Source organism: Sphaerotilus mobilis (genome assembly GCF_004216565.1).
In the GTDB taxonomy this organism is placed as follows: Bacteria; Pseudomonadota; Gammaproteobacteria; order Burkholderiales; family Burkholderiaceae_C; genus Sphaerotilus; species Sphaerotilus mobilis.
In genome coordinates this window covers 858,198-876,254 of record NZ_SGWV01000008.1, presented here as the reverse complement: position 1 = coordinate 876,254, position 18,057 = coordinate 858,198, and the positions used below count along the sequence as shown (strand labels likewise).

20 protein-coding genes and 1 riboswitch are annotated in these 18,057 nt (G+C 70.1%); of the genes, 14 read left to right on the top strand and 6 right to left on the bottom strand.

The window, feature by feature from the left end; translation table 11 throughout:
• Window positions 1-13: 13 nt before the first annotated feature.
• Both EV685_RS09160 and EV685_RS09155 read right to left on the bottom strand, forming a co-directional pair.
• The gene (locus tag EV685_RS09160) at window positions 14-1,186 is read right to left on the bottom strand and encodes an acyl-CoA dehydrogenase family protein (protein ID WP_130481662.1); all 1,173 of its coding nucleotides are present in this window, start codon (window positions 1,184-1,186) and stop codon (window positions 14-16) included.
• A 65-nt stretch (window positions 1,187-1,251) separates the two neighbouring features.
• Entirely contained in the window at window positions 1,252-1,449 is a 198-nt protein-coding gene (locus EV685_RS09155; RefSeq protein WP_130481661.1) for a heavy-metal-associated domain-containing protein, read from the bottom strand.
• A gap of 200 nt (window positions 1,450-1,649) precedes the next feature.
• Between EV685_RS09155 and EV685_RS09150 the strand changes: the two genes are divergently transcribed.
• From EV685_RS09150 to fdhD, 4 genes are all read left to right on the top strand, one after another.
• Window positions 1,650-4,109, top strand: coding sequence for a heavy metal translocating P-type ATPase (locus EV685_RS09150; protein WP_130481660.1), 2,460 nt, complete (start codon window positions 1,650-1,652; stop codon window positions 4,107-4,109).
• A gap of 20 nt (window positions 4,110-4,129) precedes the next feature.
• Window positions 4,130-4,609 carry a Cu(I)-responsive transcriptional regulator gene (gene cueR / locus EV685_RS09145; protein WP_165396759.1) on the top strand — a complete coding sequence of 160 codons (480 nt, stop codon included), beginning with the start codon at window positions 4,130-4,132 and terminating at the stop codon, window positions 4,607-4,609.
• Window positions 4,606-4,787, top strand: a riboswitch (yybP-ykoY riboswitch). (Overlaps the previous gene by 4 nt.)
• Window positions 4,788-4,808: 21 nt before the next feature.
• Window positions 4,809-5,384, top strand: a complete 576-nt coding sequence (locus tag EV685_RS09140; RefSeq protein WP_130481659.1) for a TMEM165/GDT1 family protein — start codon at window positions 4,809-4,811, stop codon at window positions 5,382-5,384.
• Between the two features lie 38 nt (window positions 5,385-5,422).
• Window positions 5,423-6,331 carry a formate dehydrogenase accessory sulfurtransferase FdhD gene (fdhD, locus tag EV685_RS09135; RefSeq protein WP_130481658.1) on the top strand — a complete coding sequence of 303 codons (909 nt, stop codon included), beginning with the start codon at window positions 5,423-5,425 and terminating at the stop codon, window positions 6,329-6,331.
• A gap of 46 nt (window positions 6,332-6,377) precedes the next feature.
• Here fdhD and EV685_RS09130 read toward each other — a convergent pair whose 3' ends face one another.
• Window positions 6,378-7,424 (bottom strand): zinc-binding dehydrogenase, encoded by a 1,047-nt coding sequence (locus EV685_RS09130; protein WP_242615498.1) that lies wholly within the window; start codon window positions 7,422-7,424, stop codon window positions 6,378-6,380.
• Window positions 7,425-7,513: 89 nt separating this feature from the next.
• On the opposite strand from EV685_RS09130, the gene dcd reads away from it, so the two are divergent.
• Entirely contained in the window at window positions 7,514-8,083 is a 570-nt protein-coding gene (dcd, locus tag EV685_RS09125; protein ID WP_130481657.1) for a dCTP deaminase, read from the top strand.
• Window positions 8,084-8,094: 11 nt separating this feature from the next.
• Here the strand turns inward: dcd and EV685_RS09120 are convergent, their stop codons facing one another.
• From EV685_RS09120 to flgA, 3 genes are all read right to left on the bottom strand, one after another.
• Window positions 8,095-8,490: a hypothetical protein gene (locus EV685_RS09120; RefSeq protein WP_242615497.1), complete on the bottom strand. Its 396-nt coding sequence runs from the start codon at window positions 8,488-8,490 to the stop codon at window positions 8,095-8,097.
• Between the two features lie 94 nt (window positions 8,491-8,584).
• Window positions 8,585-8,908, bottom strand: a complete 324-nt coding sequence (gene flgM, locus EV685_RS09115; RefSeq protein WP_130481656.1) for a flagellar biosynthesis anti-sigma factor FlgM — start codon at window positions 8,906-8,908, stop codon at window positions 8,585-8,587.
• Between the two features lie 394 nt (window positions 8,909-9,302).
• The gene (gene flgA / locus EV685_RS09110) at window positions 9,303-10,142 is read right to left on the bottom strand and encodes a flagellar basal body P-ring formation chaperone FlgA (protein ID WP_242615496.1); all 840 of its coding nucleotides are present in this window, start codon (window positions 10,140-10,142) and stop codon (window positions 9,303-9,305) included.
• A gap of 154 nt (window positions 10,143-10,296) precedes the next feature.
• Between flgA and flgB the strand changes: the two genes are divergently transcribed.
• The 9 genes from flgB (at window position 10,297) to flgJ (ending at window position 18,044) form a co-directional block, all read left to right on the top strand.
• Window positions 10,297-10,713, top strand: coding sequence for a flagellar basal body rod protein FlgB (flgB, locus tag EV685_RS09105; protein ID WP_130481740.1), 417 nt, complete (start codon window positions 10,297-10,299; stop codon window positions 10,711-10,713).
• A gap of 49 nt (window positions 10,714-10,762) precedes the next feature.
• Complete coding sequence (gene flgC, locus EV685_RS09100) at window positions 10,763-11,173, top strand: flagellar basal body rod protein FlgC (RefSeq protein ID WP_130481655.1); 411 nt, start codon at window positions 10,763-10,765, stop codon at window positions 11,171-11,173.
• Between the two features lie 41 nt (window positions 11,174-11,214).
• Entirely contained in the window at window positions 11,215-11,904 is a 690-nt protein-coding gene (locus tag EV685_RS09095; protein WP_130481654.1) for a flagellar hook assembly protein FlgD, read from the top strand.
• Between the two features lie 46 nt (window positions 11,905-11,950).
• Window positions 11,951-13,213: a flagellar hook protein FlgE gene (gene flgE, locus EV685_RS09090; protein ID WP_130481653.1), complete on the top strand. Its 1,263-nt coding sequence runs from the start codon at window positions 11,951-11,953 to the stop codon at window positions 13,211-13,213.
• Between the two features lie 37 nt (window positions 13,214-13,250).
• Entirely contained in the window at window positions 13,251-13,976 is a 726-nt protein-coding gene (gene flgF / locus EV685_RS09085; protein ID WP_130481652.1) for a flagellar basal-body rod protein FlgF, read from the top strand.
• 45 nt (window positions 13,977-14,021) lie between these two features.
• Window positions 14,022-14,804, top strand: a complete 783-nt coding sequence (gene flgG / locus EV685_RS09080) for a flagellar basal-body rod protein FlgG (protein WP_130481651.1) — start codon at window positions 14,022-14,024, stop codon at window positions 14,802-14,804.
• Window positions 14,805-14,851: 47 nt separating this feature from the next.
• Window positions 14,852-15,538 carry a flagellar basal body L-ring protein FlgH gene (locus EV685_RS09075; protein ID WP_130481650.1) on the top strand — a complete coding sequence of 229 codons (687 nt, stop codon included), beginning with the start codon at window positions 14,852-14,854 and terminating at the stop codon, window positions 15,536-15,538.
• A 220-nt stretch (window positions 15,539-15,758) separates the two neighbouring features.
• Window positions 15,759-16,859 (top strand): flagellar basal body P-ring protein FlgI, encoded by a 1,101-nt coding sequence (locus tag EV685_RS09070; RefSeq protein ID WP_130481739.1) that lies wholly within the window; start codon window positions 15,759-15,761, stop codon window positions 16,857-16,859.
• 78 nt (window positions 16,860-16,937) lie between these two features.
• The gene (gene flgJ, locus EV685_RS09065; RefSeq protein ID WP_242615495.1) at window positions 16,938-18,044 is read left to right on the top strand and encodes a flagellar assembly peptidoglycan hydrolase FlgJ; all 1,107 of its coding nucleotides are present in this window, start codon (window positions 16,938-16,940) and stop codon (window positions 18,042-18,044) included.
• The last annotated feature ends 13 nt before the right edge of the window (window positions 18,045-18,057 follow it).

Sequence of the window (18,057 nt, the reverse complement as noted above, 5' to 3'; positions counted from 1 at the left end):
CTCGGGCAAGGCGTCAGCGGTCCTGCATCAGGGCGCGGCCGACGATCACCTGCTGGATCTGCGTCGTGCCTTCGTAGAGACGCAGCAGGCGCACGTCGCGGTAGAAGCGTTCGACCGGGTAGTCGTTGATGTAGCCCGCGCCACCATGCACCTGCACCCCGCGGTCGGCGACGCGGCCGGCCATCTCGGTGCAGAACAGCTTGGCGCAGGACACGCGCATCGACACGTTCGGGTCCGACGCGTCGGCAGGCTTGCGGTCGAAGTGCTGCGCCACCTCGCGCACAAGCGCCCAGCCCGCCATCAGCTCGGCCTGGCTGTCGGCCAACATGGCCTGCACCAGCTGGAACTCGCCGATGGGCTGGCCGAACTGGCGGCGCTCGCGGGCATAGCGGGTCGACTCGTCGAGCACCCGCTGCGCCATGCCGCAGGCCACCGCCGAGATGTTCAGGCGACCGCGGTCGAGCACCTTCATCGCCGTGCGGAAACCTCGACCGGGCACGCCGCCGATGATGTGGCTGGCCGGCACGCGCACGTTCTCGAGGACCACGTCGCAGGTCATCGTGCCGCGCTGGCCCATCTTGCGGTCCTTCCTGCCCAGCGTGATGCCCGGCAGGTCGGCCGGCACGATGAAGGCCGACACACCCGCCGCGCCCGGCCCGCCCGTGCGCGCCATCAAGGTGAAGGCGCCCGCGCGAGGCGCGTTGGTGATGTAGCGCTTGGTGCCGTTGAGCAGGTAGTGATCGCCGTCCGGCGCGTGGATCAGCTCGGCGCGGGTCTTCAGCGAGCCGGCATCCGAACCCGCGTCCGGCTCGGTCAGCGCGAAGGACATCACCAGCTCGCCGCTGGCCACGCGCGGCAGGTATTGGGCCTTCTGCTCGGGCGTGCCGTCCATCAGGATGCCCTGCGAGCCGATGCCGGTGTTGGTGCCGAAGACCGAACGGAAGGCCGGCGCCGTGCGGCCCAGCTCGAAGTTGACCTGCACCTCCTGGCTGACCGACAGGCCGATGCCGCCGTAGGCCTCGGGCACCGTCAGGCCGAACAGACCCATCTCCTTCATCGCCGCGACCAGCTCAGGCGGCACCTCGTCGTGTTCTTCCAGGTGGTTCTCGGCCGGGACCAGGCGCTCCTGCACGAAGCGCTGCACGGTGCTCAGCAGGAGGCCGAAGGATTCGTCGTCAAGGGCCATGGAGTCGCCTGGCGTGGGTCGGGGACGTTGTCGATGGTTCGGCGCTCAGCAGGGTTGCGCGCGCCTCAGGCCGGCTCGTAGCCGGCCTCCTTCAGGGCTTGCGCCAGCTGCGCCTGGCTGGCGCCGGTGTCGACCCGGACCTGATGGGTCGGCAGGTCGATCACGACCTGTGCCTGCTTGTCGACGGTCTGGATCGCGGCGGTGACGGCCTTGACGCAATGGCCGCAGGTCATGGTGGGGAGCTCGAAGGCGATCGTGGACATGGGCGTTTTCCTCAGGGGTGGTGAATGTCGATCAGCTTGAAGCTTGCCACGAGGGCAAGGTCAAGCGGGTGGGGCGCGACCCTTGCGGCTGCGCTGGATCAGGGCCGGACGGCTTGACCCTGACATGATGGCAAGGTTGAGACTGCGCCGCATCGGTCCTGGTCCTTCCTCGCTGCCGATCGCCTGTCTGGAGAGCTGTCATGAACACCACCGTTGTCCCTGTTCCCGCCTTGGCGCCCGATGACGCCCACTGGTCGATCGCCATCGAGGGCATGACCTGCGCGTCCTGCGTGGCGCGGGTGGAGAAGGCCTTGCGCCAGGTCGAGGGTGTGGCCGATGCCAGCGTCAACCTCGCCACCGAGACCGCCAGCATCGCCGCCGCGCCGGCGGTGACGCTGGCGTCGCTGACGGCCGCCGTCACCCGCGCCGGCTATGACGTGCCGGTGCGGACATGGCGCCTGCAGATCGAGGGCATGACCTGCGCGAGCTGCGTCGCCCGGGTCGAGCGGGCGCTGACACGCATCCCCGGCGTGCGTTCGGCCGAGGTCAACCTGGCCACCGAGGTGGCGACCGTCATGGCCTTGCCGGCCATGGTCGACAGCGCTGCCTTGCTGGCCGCCGTGCGCAAGGCCGGCTATGACGGGCAGGTGCCCGACGACGGCGCGGCGTCTGCCGGGCCAGCGGGCACACCGCAAGGGCCGCCGCTGTGGCCGGTGCTGACGGCCACCGCCTTGTCGCTGCCGCTGGCCTTGCCGATGGTGGCGATGCTGTGGGGCGAGCACTGGATGCTGCCCGGCTGGCTGCAGTGGCTGCTGGCCACCCCCGTGCAGTTCTGGCTGGGCGCACGCTTCTACCGCGCCGGCTGGTCGGCCCTGCGGGCGGGCAGCGGCAACATGGATCTGCTCGTGGCGATCGGCACCTCGGCCGGCTATGGCCTGAGCCTGTGGACGCTGTTGAGCCAGCCCGATGCGGCGATGCCCGAGCTGTACTTCGAGGGCTCGGCGGTGGTCATCACGCTGGTGCTGCTGGGCAAGTGGCTGGAGGCGCGGGCGCGGCGCCAGACCGGCGAGGCGATCCGGGCCCTGAACCGGCTGCGGCCCGAGGTCGCGCGGCTGCGTCTGGCCGATGGGACCGAGGTCGAGCGGCCGATCGCCGAGGTCCGGCCCGGCGACGTCGTGGTGGTCCGCCCGGGTGAACGCATCGCCGTCGACGGCCTCGTGAGCGAGGGCGCCAGCCATGTCGACGAGGCCATGCTGACCGGCGAGAGCCTGCCGGTGGCCAAGCAGGTGGGCGACGGCGTGATCGGCGGTTCGGTCAATGGCGAAGGCCTGCTGCTGCTGTGCACGACGAAGGTGGGCGCCGAATCGACGCTGGCGCGCATCGTCCGCCTGGTCGAGAGCGCGCAGGCCCGCAAGGCGCCGATCCAGAAGCTGGTCGACCGCATCAGCGCGGTCTTTGTGCCGGTGGTGATGGGCCTGGCGCTGCTGACGCTGCTGGGCTGGGGTTTCGGCACGGGGCAGTGGGAGCCGGCCATCCTGCATGCGGTGGCGGTCCTGGTGATCGCCTGTCCGTGTGCGCTGGGCCTGGCCACGCCGGCCGCGATCATGGCGGGCACCGGCGTCGCGGCGCGCCATGGCGTGCTGATCAAGGATGCCGAGGTGCTCGAACTCGCGCACCGCATCGACGTCGTCGCCTTCGACAAGACCGGCACGTTGACACAAGGTCGGCCGACGCTGCAGGCCTGCGTGGCTGTTGACGGCGATCACCGCGCCTTGCTGCAAGCCGCCGCCGCGTTGCAGGCCGGCAGCGAACACCCGCTGGCTCGCGCGGTGAGCCAGTCCGCCGTCGAGGCCGGCCTGGCGCTGGCGACCGCGCCAGCGGACCTGCAGGCCGTGGCCGGACGCGGCGTGGCCGGCACGGTCGACGGCGTGCGTCTGCAGCTCGGCAGCGGCCGCTGGGCCGAGGAACTGGGCGCGGACCTGGCGCCGCTGAAGGCGCAGGCCGAGGCCGAGCAGGCGCAGGGTCGCACGGTGTCGTGGCTGCTGGCAAGCACCGCCGTGGCCGGGCAGGGTGGCGTCACCGTGCGGGGTCTTCTGAGCTTCGGCGACAGCCTCAAGCCCGGCGCAGCCGGCGCCGTGCGCGAGCTGCAGGCGCTGGGCGTGCGCACCGTCATGCTCAGCGGTGACAACCGGGGGGCGGCTGCGGCGGTGGCGGCGCAGCTGGGCATCGTCGATGTGCGTGCCGAGGTGCTGCCCGAGGACAAGGCCCGCATCGTCGCTGAGCTGCGCGCCGCCGGCGCGACCGTGGCGATGGTTGGTGACGGCATCAACGACGCACCCGCGCTGGCCGCCGCGCAGGTCGGCATCGCCATGGGCACCGGCACGGACGTGGCCATGCACGCAGCGGGCATCACGCTGATGCATGGCGACCCGGCACTGGTGCCGGCGGCCATCGACATCGCCCGCCGCACGCAGGCCAAGATCCGCCAGAACCTGTTCTGGGCCTTTGCCTACAACGTGGTCGGCATCCCGTTGGCAGCGGCCGGCCTGCTCAACCCGGTGCTGGCCGGCGCGGCCATGGCCTTCAGCAGCCTGAGCGTTGTCAGCAACGCGCTGCTGCTGCGGCGCTGGCGGCGTGAGGCGACGCCACGTTCCCGCTGAAACCGGACAGGAGGCTTGCCATGTCCCACGCTCCCCACCTGACCATCGGCGAGGCCGCCGCCCGCGCGGGCGTGTCGGCCAAGATGGTCCGTCACTACGAGTCGCTCGGCCTGCTGCCGCCGGTGCCACGCACCGACGCGGGCTATCGCCTCTACGGCGATGCGGCGGTGCACACGCTGCGCTTCATCCGGCGCTCGCGCGACCTCGGTTTCTCGATGGCCGAGATCACCGAGCTGGTCGCCCTGTGGCAGGACCGCGACCGCGCCAGCGCCGAGGTCAAGCGCATCGCCCAGGCCCATGTCGCCGACCTGGACCGGCGCCTGGCCGACATGGCCGCGATGCGCGAAACGCTGGTCCACCTGGTGCAGGGCTGCCATGGCGACGAGCGGCCGGATTGCCCGATCTTGGACGGGCTGGCGAACGGGTTGGCGAACGGGAAAGGCGAAGGCATCGTGGCCAGCCGGGCCTGCTGCCATGAGCCGTTCAGCGGCGCTTCCTAGAATCCGCGTCGTCACCGGGGAGTAGCCGCCCTGCAACCCCGCAGGGGTCGTGCGTCAACACACTGGATCGCCCACCGATCCTGGCGCCGACAGCCCCCCGCCTGGCCAGACCGTTGACCTTGTCCACCTGTCGCGCGGGCCGCAGGTGTCCGAGGTCACATGCGTTCTTCGGCCCCGGAACCCACATCCCACATCCCACATGGAAGCCTTCCTGATCTCCACCGGTGTCGTCGCCCTGGGCGAAATGGGCGACAAGACGCAGCTGCTGGCCTTCATGCTCGCGGCACGTTTCAAGAAGCCCGTGCCCATCGTGCTGGGCATCCTGGTGGCCACGCTGGCCAACCACGCCATGGCCGGCGCGGTGGGCAACGCGGTCGCCGCCTTCCTGGGCCCGACCGTTCTGCGCTGGGGCCTGGGCCTGTCCTTCCTCGCGATGGCGGTCTGGATGCTGATCCCTGACCAGGCCGATGACGAGGCGCTCGACGGCAAGGTCTCGCGCCTGGGCGTGTTCGGCACCACCGTGGTCGCCTTCTTCCTGGCCGAGATGGGCGACAAGACGCAGATCGCCACCGTCGCGCTGGCGGCCCGCTATGACGCGCTGGTTGGCGTGGTCATGGGGACGACCCTGGGCATGATGCTGGCCAATGTGCCGGCGGTGTACCTGGGGGACCGGGTCACACGCGCGGTGCCCATGAAGCTGGTGCACGGCGTGTCGGCGGCGATCTTTGCGGTCCTGGGCGTGCTGGCCCTGCTCAACGTCGGGTCGCTGTTCTGAGCCGGTGATCGCGTGCGTCGCGATGGGACAATTTCCGCATGACGACCGACCTGCTCACCGATGCCGCCCCGCTGGCCGATGCCTCCCACCGCGAGGTGCAGCGCTGGCGTGCCGGCGAGGCCCGCACCGCCACCGACGTGCTGGCCGAGGAGGTGCCCGTGGCGCTGGTCTACAACGGCATCTCGCACGCGGTGATGCTGGCCAGCCCGGCCGATCTGGAGGACTTCGCGCTCGGCTTCTCGCTCAGCGAAGGGATCATCGACGACGTCGATGACCTGCTCGACTGCGAGGCCCATGTCAGCGACCTGTCTGGCGCGGCCGTGATGCAGGCCGAGGGCGAAGCCGCGCCCGGCGTGCTGGCCGACGGCACGATCACGGCGGCCCATGGCCTGACGCTGGAACTGCGCGTCACGCTGCGCTGCTTCATGCGCTTGAAGGAACGGCGTCGCACGCTGGCCGGCCGCACTGGCTGCGGCCTGTGTGGCACCGAAAGCCTGGCCGAGGCCGTGCGCCCGGTGCGCCGTGCGCCCGCCGAGGTCCGCATCCACCAGTCGGCCCTGGGCCGCGCGATGGCCGGACTGTCCGAGGGCCAGGGCCTGCAGCAACGCACCGGCGCGACCCATGCCGCGGCCTGGTGCAAGCTCGACGGCCAGGTGCTGCTGGTGCGCGAGGACGTGGGCCGCCACAACGCGCTCGACAAGCTGACCGGCCGGATGGCCCGCGAAGGCATCGACCCGTCACAGGGCTTCATCGCGGTGACCAGCCGGGCCAGCTACGAGATGGTCTACAAGACCGCCAGTGCCGGCGTGGGCCTGCTGGCCGCGATCTCCGCCCCGACCGCACTGGCCGCCCGCACGGCGCAGGCTGCGGGCCTCGTGCTCGCGGGCTTCACCCGGGGCGACCGGGCGTCGGTCTATGCCCACGCCGACCGGGTGCTGGCGGGCTGAAGGGCGGACTGGATGGCGGACTGAAGGGCGGACTCGTCGGCCGCCCTCAATCCGGCAAGGCCACCGCTACCTTGCCGAACTGCCGCGATGCATCGAGGTGGTCGAGCGCCGCGTGCAGCTCGGCCAGCGGGTAGGTCTGATCGATCACCGGTTGCAGCTTGTGCTGGGCGACAAAGGTCAGCAGGTCGCGGAACTCGTTGAGGCTGCCGGCGGTCGAGCCGATGACCTGCAACTGGCGGATGAACAGCCGGCGGATGTCGGCGCCGGGCTGATCGCCCGAGGTGGCGCCGCAGGTGACGAGGCGGCCGCCGCGCACCAGGGACTTCAACGCGGCGCTCCAGACCGCCGTGCCGATGTTCTCGATCACCACGTCGACGCCGCGTCCGCCGGTGAGCTTCAGGACCTGTTTCGCGATCTCGTCGCCAGCGCCCAGCACGACCTCGTCGGCGCCATGGGCCCGTGCGCGTTCGAGCTTGCCGGCGTCGCGCGAGGTCACGATGGCCTTGGCGCCGATCGCCTTGACCAGCTGCAGGGCCGCCAGGCTGACGCCGCCGCCGATGCCAAAGATCAACACGGTCTCCCAGGGCTGCACACGGGCCTTGGTGAACAGCATGCGCCAGGCCGTCAGGTGGTTGACGCCGAGGGCGGCGCCTTGTGCGAAGTCCAGGCCCTCGGGCAGGGCAAAGACGTTGCGCGCTGGCAGGCTCACGAACTGAGCCAGCGTGCCGTGGCGGTGCTCGCCGAGGTAGCTGGCGCTGGTGCACAGCGGCGTGTCGCCACGCTCGCAGAACTCGCAGCGCCCGCAGCTGACGATGGGCTGCAGGACGACCCGTTGGCCGACCTGCCAGCGGGTCTCTTCCGGGCCGACGTCCTCGACCACGCCGGCACCGTCCACGCCCATCACCAGCGGCAGCGGGTGGGTGATGCCCGCGCCGCTGTCGCGCATGTAGAGGTCGACCCGGTTGAGCGTCGCGGCCTTCATGCGCACGAGGACCTCGCCCGCTGCGCGTACCGGCCGCTCACGCGTGCCGATCTGCACCACCTCGTTGCCACCGTGGCCGGTGAGCCAGGCGGCCTGCATCGTTGTCGTCATGGTTGCTCCTCCAGTTGCTGACGTGCCAGCCATGATCCTGACATGAGCGGCGCGAACCTAGAATCGTCATCCCCTGAGAGAGGCCGACGATGAGCATCAAGAGCGACAAGTGGATCCGCCGCATGGCCGAGCAGCACGGCATGATCGAGCCGTTCGAGCCGGGCCAGGTGCGGCAGTCGGCCGATGGCCAGAAGATCGTCAGCTACGGCACCAGCAGCTACGGCTACGACATCCGCTGCGCACCCGAATTCAAGGTCTTCACCAACATCTACAGCACGGTGGTGGACCCGAAGAACTTCGATGAGCGCAGCTTCGTGGACATCGAGTCCGACGTCTGCATCATCCCGCCCAACAGCTTCGCGCTGGCCCGCACGGTCGAGTACTTCCGCATCCCGCGCAACGTCCTGACCATTTGCCTCGGCAAGAGCACGTACGCACGCTGCGGAATCATCGTCAACGTGACGCCGTTCGAGCCGGAATGGGAAGGCTATGTGACGCTGGAGTTCAGCAACACCACGCCGCTGCCGGCCAAGATCTATGCCGGCGAGGGCTGTGCCCAGGTGCTGTTCTTCGAGAGCGATGAGGTCTGCGAGACCAGCTATGCCGATCGGGGCGGCAAGTACCAGGGCCAGCGTGGCGTGACGCTGCCCAAGACCTGATCCACAGCTGATCAGCCGATCAGCTGACCGCCGCCGGCGCTGGCGCCGCTCCAGCCGCGGCTGCCGTAGAGATTGGCCGCATCGCGCGGCATCAGGGCATCCATCGCGCGGTCCAGCGCGACGGTGGCGCGCACCAGGGTCTCGCGCTGGGCGGCGACCTGGCCGCTGGCCCGCACCAGGCGGTGACGCAGCGGTGCCGGCAGACCACCTTGTCGGGCCGCACGCTGGCAGCCTTGCACGGCGCGTTCGAGCGACTGGTGCAGGCGCTGGGCATGGCCCTCGATCGCGTCCGCGTCGCGCAGCCTGAGTGCCTGCCCGAGGGCGGCCAGCGATGTCTCCAGCTGCTCGACCAGGCCTTCCAGTTCGGCTGGCGCCGGACCTGCCATGACGGCAGGGCGGCGGTTCAACTCGGGGGCGAGGGAGCGGGTCTGCGGATGCATGCGGTGGCCTGTGCCGTGGCGGCGGCGTGTGGAGCGGGACGGCGGGACGGGTCCGATGGGCTCAGTGCCCGGTCGGACCGACCTTGCCGAGCACTTCGCGGGCGTTGGCGATCAGCTTGTCGGCGATCGCGTCGGCGTTGATCTTGTAGGTGCCGTCGGAAATCGACTGGCGAACCTGTTCGACCTTGTGGGCGTCGAAACTCCCGTCGGCTGCTTCCATGAGGGCTCGTGCGGTGCTGGACAACTCGACCGTCGCACTGCCGTCGGCCTTGTTGGCCGATGCCGTGCCTTGAACGGCGCCGCCTTCACCGGCCGGGCGGCTCGAGGTCGTGGCCGCGCCCGTCGGGTTGATGCCTGCGGGCGCAGAGGTGTTGCCGATCTTCATGACGTTCTCCTGTGGCGCCGGCCGGGGTCCCGGATGGACCCTGCCAGCCTCGGTGCGTGACGCGTCATTGTGAGCCCGGTTGCGGTCATCCCGCAGCGGCGGGACGACAGGCCGGCCCCGCTGTCGCGAGACGTACCCAACGGTCGGCCGGACTTCCTTGTCCGGCCTGCCCCCGGTTTATCGGCGTCGCCCGTTCGGGCTTGAGGACCTTGTTCAGGTTCTGTCGAGGAGGGCGTGTTCCGTTCCCCGGGGCTGATGTGTGTTTCGGCAGCCGCCCATGCGGACTTGAGGGCGGCGAGGCGCGTGACGGCCGTCACGCCCCGTGAACGTGGGGGATGCAGGTCTGCCAGGCGCGCCGGAAGCGGCTCGGGGGCGGGTCCTGAGCGGTGTTCTTTCACAAGCGGATCTCCGCGCGTCGCTCGCCGACTGGCCAGGCCGACAGCAGCTTGCCGCTGGCCGCGCGCAGCCGCACGGGCTGGCCTTCGACGCCGGGGCTCAGCGCCTCGGCCTCGCCGCTGATGCGAAAACCGTTGCCGACCGAGTCGACCTGGACCAGATCGCCCGCGCCGAACCAGATCCGCGCGCGCAGGGTGTCGGCGCGCAGCGTCGCGCCGGCGGCCTGGGCGCGGCTCAGGCGGCGGCCGATCAGCTCGTCGCTGCGGCTGTACACGGGGCTGTTCGACTCGGCGATGTCGACCACCGCCAGCTGCAGGTGCTCGGCCGCCAGCGGCGTGTCGGCCGCCACCGGCACGGCGGTGACGATGGCCGGCGCCCAGACCTTGACGGTGACGGGCAGGAAGACGTTCCAGGCGACCGCACCGCGGGTGCAGCGCAGGCCGACGCGGGTCTTGCCCCAGGGGCGGGCACCGGGCGGCAGGTAGGGCTGGATCTGCTCGCAGGGCGCGAGGCGCAGGCGCGGATCGAGCTGGCCGGGGATGACGTCGACGCGGGCACCGAGCGGTGCGCCGGCACCGTCGCGGGCCAGGCCAAGGATCTGTTCCAGCGGGATCGGGCTGCCCGGCTGGGCGGGTGCCTGTGACGGGGCCTGTGAGACGGTTTGAGCACGGGCTTGCTGCGGCAGGCCCAGCAAGGTCAGCAGCAGCGCGGCGGCGAGCGTCGCGAGCAGGGTGCCCATGCAGTCGCCGACCACGCGCAGCGGCAACGCGGCGACACGGCCCGACAGGGGGCGGGCCGGTGCGGCGTGGGCGGTGGCTGGCGGGCGATCTGAGGACATGGTGAGCCGCACTTTAGGTCTGCGCTGTGGTCCGCCAGGCGCGGAGATGACGGCCAACTGCCCCGCTATTCCCGCTCATGTTTGGCGAGGTGCCGCCCAACAATCGGTTCAAGCGCCGGCCATCTGTCGGGGCGACGCAGGAGCGCACACCATGATCACCAACCGCCTCACCGACACGCTGGACTTCCAGTCCCAGGCGCTCGTGCTGCGTTCGGAGCGTCAGCGCCTGATCGCCAGCAACATCGCCAACGCCGAGACGCCCGGCTATGTGGCCCGCGACATCGACTTCGCCAGCGCCCTCAAGCAAGCCACCGGCGCCGCGCCGGCCCCAGGCAGCCCGGGCGGGCCGCTGCTGACGACCCACGGCGCCCACTTCCCCGTCGGCGCGGGCGGACGCGAGGCCAGCACCTTGCAGTTCGCCACCCAGGCCCAGAGCAACCTCGACAACAACACCGTCGACATGGACCGCGAGCGGGCCAGCTTCGCCGACAACGCCGTCAAGTACGAGGCCTCGCTGCGCTTCGTCAACGGCCAGGTGTCGACGCTGATGTCGGCCATCAAGGGCCAGTGACGTGGCCACCGTCCGCCTGACCTGAACCGACGCAAGGAGCGCACGCGCCATGTCCATGATGAAGATCTTCAACGTCGCTGGCAGCGCCGTCAGCGCGCAGAGCCAGCGGCTCAACACGGTGGCGACCAACCTCGCCAACGCCGACACGGTGGCCGGCCCGGACGGCCAGAGCTTCAAGGCCCGTCAGGTGATGTTCCAGACCGTCGCGATGGGCGAGCAGGGCGCCGCCGGCGTCAAGGTCTCGCAGGTCATCGAGGACCAGACCCCCGGGCGCAAGGTACACGACCCGAAGCACCCGCAGGCCGATGCCGACGGCTACGTCACCTACAGCAACGTCAATGCGGTCGAGGAGATGGTCAACATGATGGCCGCCTCGCGCTCCTACCAGAACAACGTCGAGGTCATGAACACGGCCAAGACCCTGCTGCTCAAGACGCTGCAGATGGGCTCGGGCTCCTGAGCCCGGCCGTCGTCGAACCCCTACCCCAAGGCTGAACGTCCATGACCACGATCACCGGCACCTCCTCATCGGCCAGCTCGTCGGCGCTCTACCAGCAGCTCAACGGCAGCGCGGGCAGCCAGACGGCGACCGAGGCCTCGGCCGACCGCTTCCTCAAGCTGCTGGTCGCGCAGATGCAGAACCAGGACCCGTTGAGCCCGATGGACAACGCGCAGGTCACCAGCCAGATGGCGCAGATCAACACCGTCTCGGGCATCGAGAAGGTCAACGAGAGCATCCAGTCGATGTCGACCCAGTTCACCCAGATGCAGGCCATGCAAGGCGCGCAGCTGGTCGGGCAGGGCGTGCTGGTCAACGGCAACAAGCTGGCCTTGGGCAGCGATGGCCGCGCGCGCGCCAGCTTCGACCTCGCCGGTGCGGCCGATTCGACCAAGGTCGAGGTGCTGTCGGCTTCCGGCCGGGTGGTCGACACCATCGACCTGGGCGCGGAGACCACCGGCCGCCACAGCGTCGACTGGACACCCCCGGTGCCGGCCGAGGGCCAGACCGCGATCGACACCAGCAACCTGACCTTCCGCGTCGTCGCCACCAGCGGCGCCGCCCAGGTCGGTGCGACGACCCTGATGCGCGACGAGATCGTCGCCGTCAGCACCGCCAACGGCAGCCTCAGCCTGGACCTGGCCAGCGGCAAGCGCCTGGCCTATGCCGACGTCAAGGCCTTTGCCCAGTGACGCCTGAGACGAACCCCGACACACCACCCCCCGCGAGGACACGACCATGAGCTTCCAGCAAGGCCTCTCCGGCTTGAACGCCACCAGCAAGAACCTCGAGGTGATCGGCAACAACGTTGCCAACGCCAACACCTATGGCGCCAAGGCCTCGCGGGCCGAGTTCGCCGACATGTACGCCAGCAACCTCGCCAGCACCGGCACCAGCAACATCGGCATCGGCGTGCGGCTGGCCACCGTGGCGCAGCAGTTCACACAGGGCAGCATCAGCGCGACCGAGAACCCGCTGGACGTGGCGATCAACGGCAACGGCTTCTTCCAGATGCACGACACGACCGGCGCGGTGGTCTACAGCCGCAACGGCCAGTTCAAGCTCGACAGCGAAGGCTACATCGTCAACAACGGCGGCCAGAAGCTGATGGGCTACCAGGCCGACGACCAGGGCGTGGTGATCCCGCGTGCGGCCAGCGACCTGCGCCTGCCGACCGCCGGCATCGACCCGCAGGCGACCGACGAGATCACGATGGAGATGAACCTCGACTCGCGCAACCAGCCGACCCTGCCGGCCGCCGGGGGCATCAACTTCGACGACCCGAGCACCTACAACAAGGCAACCTCGCTGACGGCCTACGACGTCAAGGGCCAGCCGGTGGCGATGACCTACTACTTCCAGAAGACCGGCGCGGACACCTGGGACGTCTACGCCACCGCCAACGGCACCTCGGTGGTCGATGACGGCGCGGGCAATGCCGCGCCGCTGACGACGCTGCAGTTCCCGACCACCGGCGCGGCGCCCGTGGCGCCCGCCGCGCCCTTCACCTTCGACATCCCGGCGACCACGCTGGCCGATGGCTCGACCACCGAGCCCATCACCGCCGTCAGCATGGACTTCACCCAGGCGACGCAGTACGGCGCGCTGTTCAGCGTCACCGACGTGGCCCAGACCGGCTATGCGCCGGGCCAGATCACCAGCCTGAACATCGAGAGCAACGGGATCATCACCGCGCGCTACTCGAACGGCCTGACCAAGGCGGCCGGCCAGCTGGAGCTGGCGAGCTTCCGCAACCCGCAGGGCCTGCAGGCCATGGGCGGCAACGCCTGGACCTCGACCTTCGCCTCGGGCGGCCCGATCGTGGGCACCGCCGGCAGCGGCAATATGGGCCAGCTGCAATCGGGCGCGCTGGAGGAGTCCAACGTCGACCTGACCTCCGAGCTGGTCAACATGATGACGGCGCAGCGGGTCTACCAGGCCAATGCGCAGACCATCAAGACCGAAGACTCGATCATGCAGACGCTGGTCAACCTGCGCTGATCCCGCGCCACCGATCACGACCTGAGCAGGAGCCGACATGGACCGTCGCATCTACCTCAGCATGGGCGGCGCCAAGGCCACCATGCAGCGCCAGGAGACGCTCGCCAACAACCTGGCGAACGTGTCCACCGTGGGCTTTCGCGCCGAGCTGCAGGCCTTCCGGGCCGTGCCGGTGCGCGGCGACGGCGCGACCACGCGGGCCTATGCGCTGGAGACCACCACCGGCTACAACCCCAACCAGGGTCCGATGACCACGACCGGGCGCAACCTCGACGTGGCCTTGCAGGGCAATGGCTGGCTGGCCGTGCAGGCGCTCGATGGCACCGAGGCCTACACGCGGGCCGGCTCGCTGCAGGTCAGCAACGAAGGCGTGCTGGTCGGCCACAACGGACTGCCGGTGCTCGGCGATGGTGGCCCGATCACGCTGCCGGCCAATGCCGAGGTGACGGTCGGCCAGGACGGCACGATCAGCGCCCGCTCGGCCACCGGCGGCAACACCCCCGTGGGCAAGCTCAAGCTCGTGACGCCGCAGGACAAGCTCCAGCGCGGCGATGACGGCTTGTTCCGCGCCACCGGCGGCGACCTGCCGGCCGACCCGAACGCGCGCCTGCAGTCGGGCGCGCTGGAAGGCTCGAACGTCAGCGCGATCGAGACCATGGTCTCGATGATCTCGGCGGCCCGCCAGTTCGAGGCCCAGATGAAGTCGATGCAGACCGCCGAGCAGGACGAACGCGCCGCCGCGCAGCTGCTGTCGCTGGGCTGATCGGCCCGGTCCTGAACCCCCCGTCCTACCCGAAGGAACACCGCCATGATGCGCGCCCTGTGGATCTCCAAGACCGGCATGGAAGCCCAGCAGACCCAGCTGGACGTGGTCTCCAACAACCTCGCCAACGTCGCCACCAACGGCTACAAGAAGTCGCATGCGGTGTTCGAGGACCTGATGTACCAGACGCTGCGCCAGCCCGGCGCCAGCAGCTCCGAGCAGACCCAGCTGCCCACCGGCCTGCAGGTCGGTCTGGGCGTGCGTTCGGTGGCGACCTCGCGCCAGTTCACGCAGGGCAACCTGCAGCAGACCGGCAACTCGCTGGATCTGGCGATCAAGGGCGGCGGCTTCTTCCAGATCCAGATGCCCGATGGCAGCACCGGCTACACCCGCGACGGTGCCTTCCAGGTCAGCGCCACCGGCCAGATCGTCACCAACGCCGGCTATGCCGTGCAGCCGGGCATCACCATCCCCGCGCAGGCCCAGACCGTGACCATCGCGCCGGACGGCACCGTCAGCGTGGCGCTGCCCGGCCAGGTGGCGCCGCAGACGCTGGGCCAGATCCCGGTGGCCAACTTCATCAACCCGGCCGGCCTCGAAGCGCTGGGCGGCAACCTGTTCGGCGAAACCGCCGCCTCGGGCGCGCCCAACAGCGGCGTGCCGGGCAGCGGGGGTCTGGGCCAGCTCAGCCAGGGCTTCGTCGAGACCTCCAACGTCAACGTGGTCGAGGAGCTGGTCACGATGATCCAGACCCAGCGTGCCTACGAGCTGAACTCCAAGGCCATCTCGACCTCGGACCAGATGCTGCAGAAGCTCGGCCAGCTCTGAGCAAGGCCGTGACCCGCGCCCCGACCCCACGCCGAAGGACCTCGTCCATGACCCGCCCGCTGCGCGCCTTCGCGCTCCTCGCCGTGACCGCCACGCTGGCGGCCTGCGGCACCGTCTCCCTGCCCAGTTCGCCCAAGGTCGACGTGGCCGAGCCGACCCAGGCCCGGCCCGCGCCGGTGATCGTGCCGGTGGTTGCCAACGGCTCGATCTTCCAGGCCGCGCAATACCGCCCGCTGTTCGAGGACCACCGCGCCCGCCTGGTCGGCGACACGCTGACGGTGCAGATCGTCGAGAAGGTCAGCGCGACCGCCTCGTCGACCAGCACGATCGAGAAGAAGGGCTCGGTCGAATCCGCCATCACCGCCTTGCCCTACCAGGGCGTGGCCGCGCTGGGCAAGCTCGGCGTCGGTGGCAGCAGCGCCAACACCTTCTCGGGCAAGGGCGGCACCGAGAACACCAACGAGTTCGCCGGCACCATCACCGCCACCGTCATCGACGTACTGCCCAATGGTCACCTGCTGATCGCCGGCGAGAAGCAGATCGGCGTGAACGACAACGCCGACGTGCTGCGCTTCTCCGGCCAGGTCGACCCGCGCTCGATCCAGCCGGGCAATTCGGTCGCCTCGGCCCAGATCGCCAACGTGCGGGTCGAGCAGCGCGGCCGTGGCGGCCAGGCCGATGCGCAGAAGATAGGCTGGCTCAGCCGCTTCTTTTTGAACCTTCTGCCCATCTAGGTCCGCCACAGAATGGGTTCGACCACCAAAAGGATCGGACCCGCGGATGAACGCGCTGCCTGCCTGGCTTGATGCCACCCAAGACCCCCAACTGATCGATCGCCACGAGGCGGCCATCGAGGCCGTACACGATGCGATCGAGACCGCGCAAGCCTCGGGCTGGCCCGATCGGCTGGAACGCCTGGCCGTCGCGCTGGCCGAACGGCTGGTGCGTGCGGCGATGCTGCTGGCCGCACTGGCGGCCAGTGCCGCCCTCTGGTGGCCCGGGCCGGCCGAGGCGGGACAGCGCATCAAGGAAGTCGCCAGCATCCAGGGCGTGCGCAGCAACCAGCTGGTCGGCTACGGCCTGATCGTCGGCCTGGACGGCACCGGCGACCAGACCACCCAAACCCCCTTCACCGCGCAGAGCCTGCAGGCGATGCTGCAGCAGCTCGGCGTGACCGTGCCGGCCGGCGTCAGCATGCAGCTGCGCAACGTCGCGGCGGTGATGGTGACCGCGACCCTGCCGCCGTTTGCACAGCCCGGTCAGGCCATCGACATCACCGTGTCCTCGCTGGGCAACTCCAAGAGCCTGCGCGGCGGCACGCTGGTGGCCACGCCGCTGCGCGGTGCCGACGGCAACATCTATGCGCTGGCGCAGGGCAATGTGATCGTCGGCGGTGCCGGCGCCTCGGCCGGTGGCAGCAAGGTCCAGGTCAACCACCTGTCGGCCGGCCGCATCCCCGAGGGCGCCACCGTCGAACGGGCCGTGCCCACGCCGCTCAACCAGGGCGACTCGCTGCAGCTGGACCTGCGTTCGTCGGACTTCAGCATGGCCCGCGAGGTCAGCCGCGTCATCAACGCCAAGTACGGCAGCGGCACCGCGCAGGCGCTCGATGCCCGCGCGGTCAAGGTGCGCATGCCGGCCTCTCCGGACGAACGGGTCGGCTTCCTGGCCGATCTCGAAGAACTGCCGCTGACGCTGGCCGCGCCGGCCGCCAAGGTCATCGTGAACGCCCGCACCGGCTCGATCGTGATGAACCAGACCGTCACCCTCAAGCCTTGCGCGGTGGCACACGGCAACCTGTCGGTGACCATCACCTCGACCCCGCAGGTCAGCCAGCCCGCGCCCTTCTCGAACGGCCAGACAACCGTCACCGAGAAGACCGACATCAAGATCAACCAGGAGCCCGGCTCGCTGATCCAGCTGCCGGCCGGCACCCAGCTGACCGATGTGGTCAAGGCCCTCAACTCGCTGGGCGCGACGCCGGGCGACCTCCTGGCGATCCTGCAGGCCATCAAGGCCGCCGGTGCCCTTGAGGCCGAGTTGGAAGTCATCTGATGCCCGCACGCGCACGTCGTTCGTGGCTCCCCGAGGGGGCTCAGGCCGCCCTGGGGTCGACCCGGCCGGAGTCCTGACATGACCACGCCCTCCATGCCGGCCAAGACCCAGCCCGACTGGCGCGCCAGCCGCTCGACCACCTCGGTGGCGAGCCAGCGCCTGGCGGCCGGCGGCGGCCAGCTCGACGGCCTGCGCGCCGCCGCCAAGAGCGATCCGAAGGGCGCGATCCAGGAAGTGGCCAAGCAGTTCGAGGCCCTGTTCATGCAGGAGATCATGAAGAGCATGCGCGCGGCCACCCAGTCCAGCGGCATGCTCGACAACAACGGCACCGAGATGGCCACCGGCCTGCTCGACCAGCAGTACGCAACCGAGATGACCGGCCGTCCCGGCGGCTTGGCCGAGGCGATCGCACGCCAGCTCGAACGGCAGACCGGCTTGTCCAACGGCGCGAGCGGCGCCAACCCGGCCGGCGGCTTCCAACTGCCTGTGCGTCCGGCCGCGATCCAGAACCTGCAGAGCCTGCAGAACGTTCAGAACGGCCAGAACGGGCTGAGCGGCCAGAACGTGCAGGGCCTGAAGTCGGCGGCGCGCTATGCGCAGCTCGACCCGGCCGCACGCGTGGACACGCCGGCCGAGTTTGTGCAGGTCCACAGCGACGCGGCCGCAGCGGTTGCGGCCGACAGCGGCATCCCCGCCCAGTTCATGCTCGCCCAGGCCGCCCACGAGACCGGCTGGGGCCGCAAGCAGATCGTCGGCCAGGACGGCACGGTCTCGAACAACCTGTTCGGCATCAAGGCCGGCCCGGGCTGGAACGGCCCGAGCGTGGTCGCCACCACCACCGAGGTCATCAACGGCCAGCCGCAGAAGGTGCAGGCGCGTTTCCGGGCCTATGCCTCGGCCGAGGAGAGCTTCCGCGACTACGCCCGGCTGATCGGCAACAGCCCGCGCTACCGGGACGTGATGCAGGGCGTCGTCAACAGCGCCAAGGCCGGCGATGGCGCATCGCCGCAGACGGCGGCCGCCTTCGCGCAGGGCCTGCAGCGCGCCGGCTATGCCACCGACCCCCAGTACGCCGCCAAGCTTGGCCGCGTCATCGAGACCACCGCGCGGGTGCAACGCCAGCTCGACGCCAGCCCGCAGGCCCGCGTCGACACGTTGGCACCGCGCGTGAACACGTCGGCCTGACCAGGAACAGCAC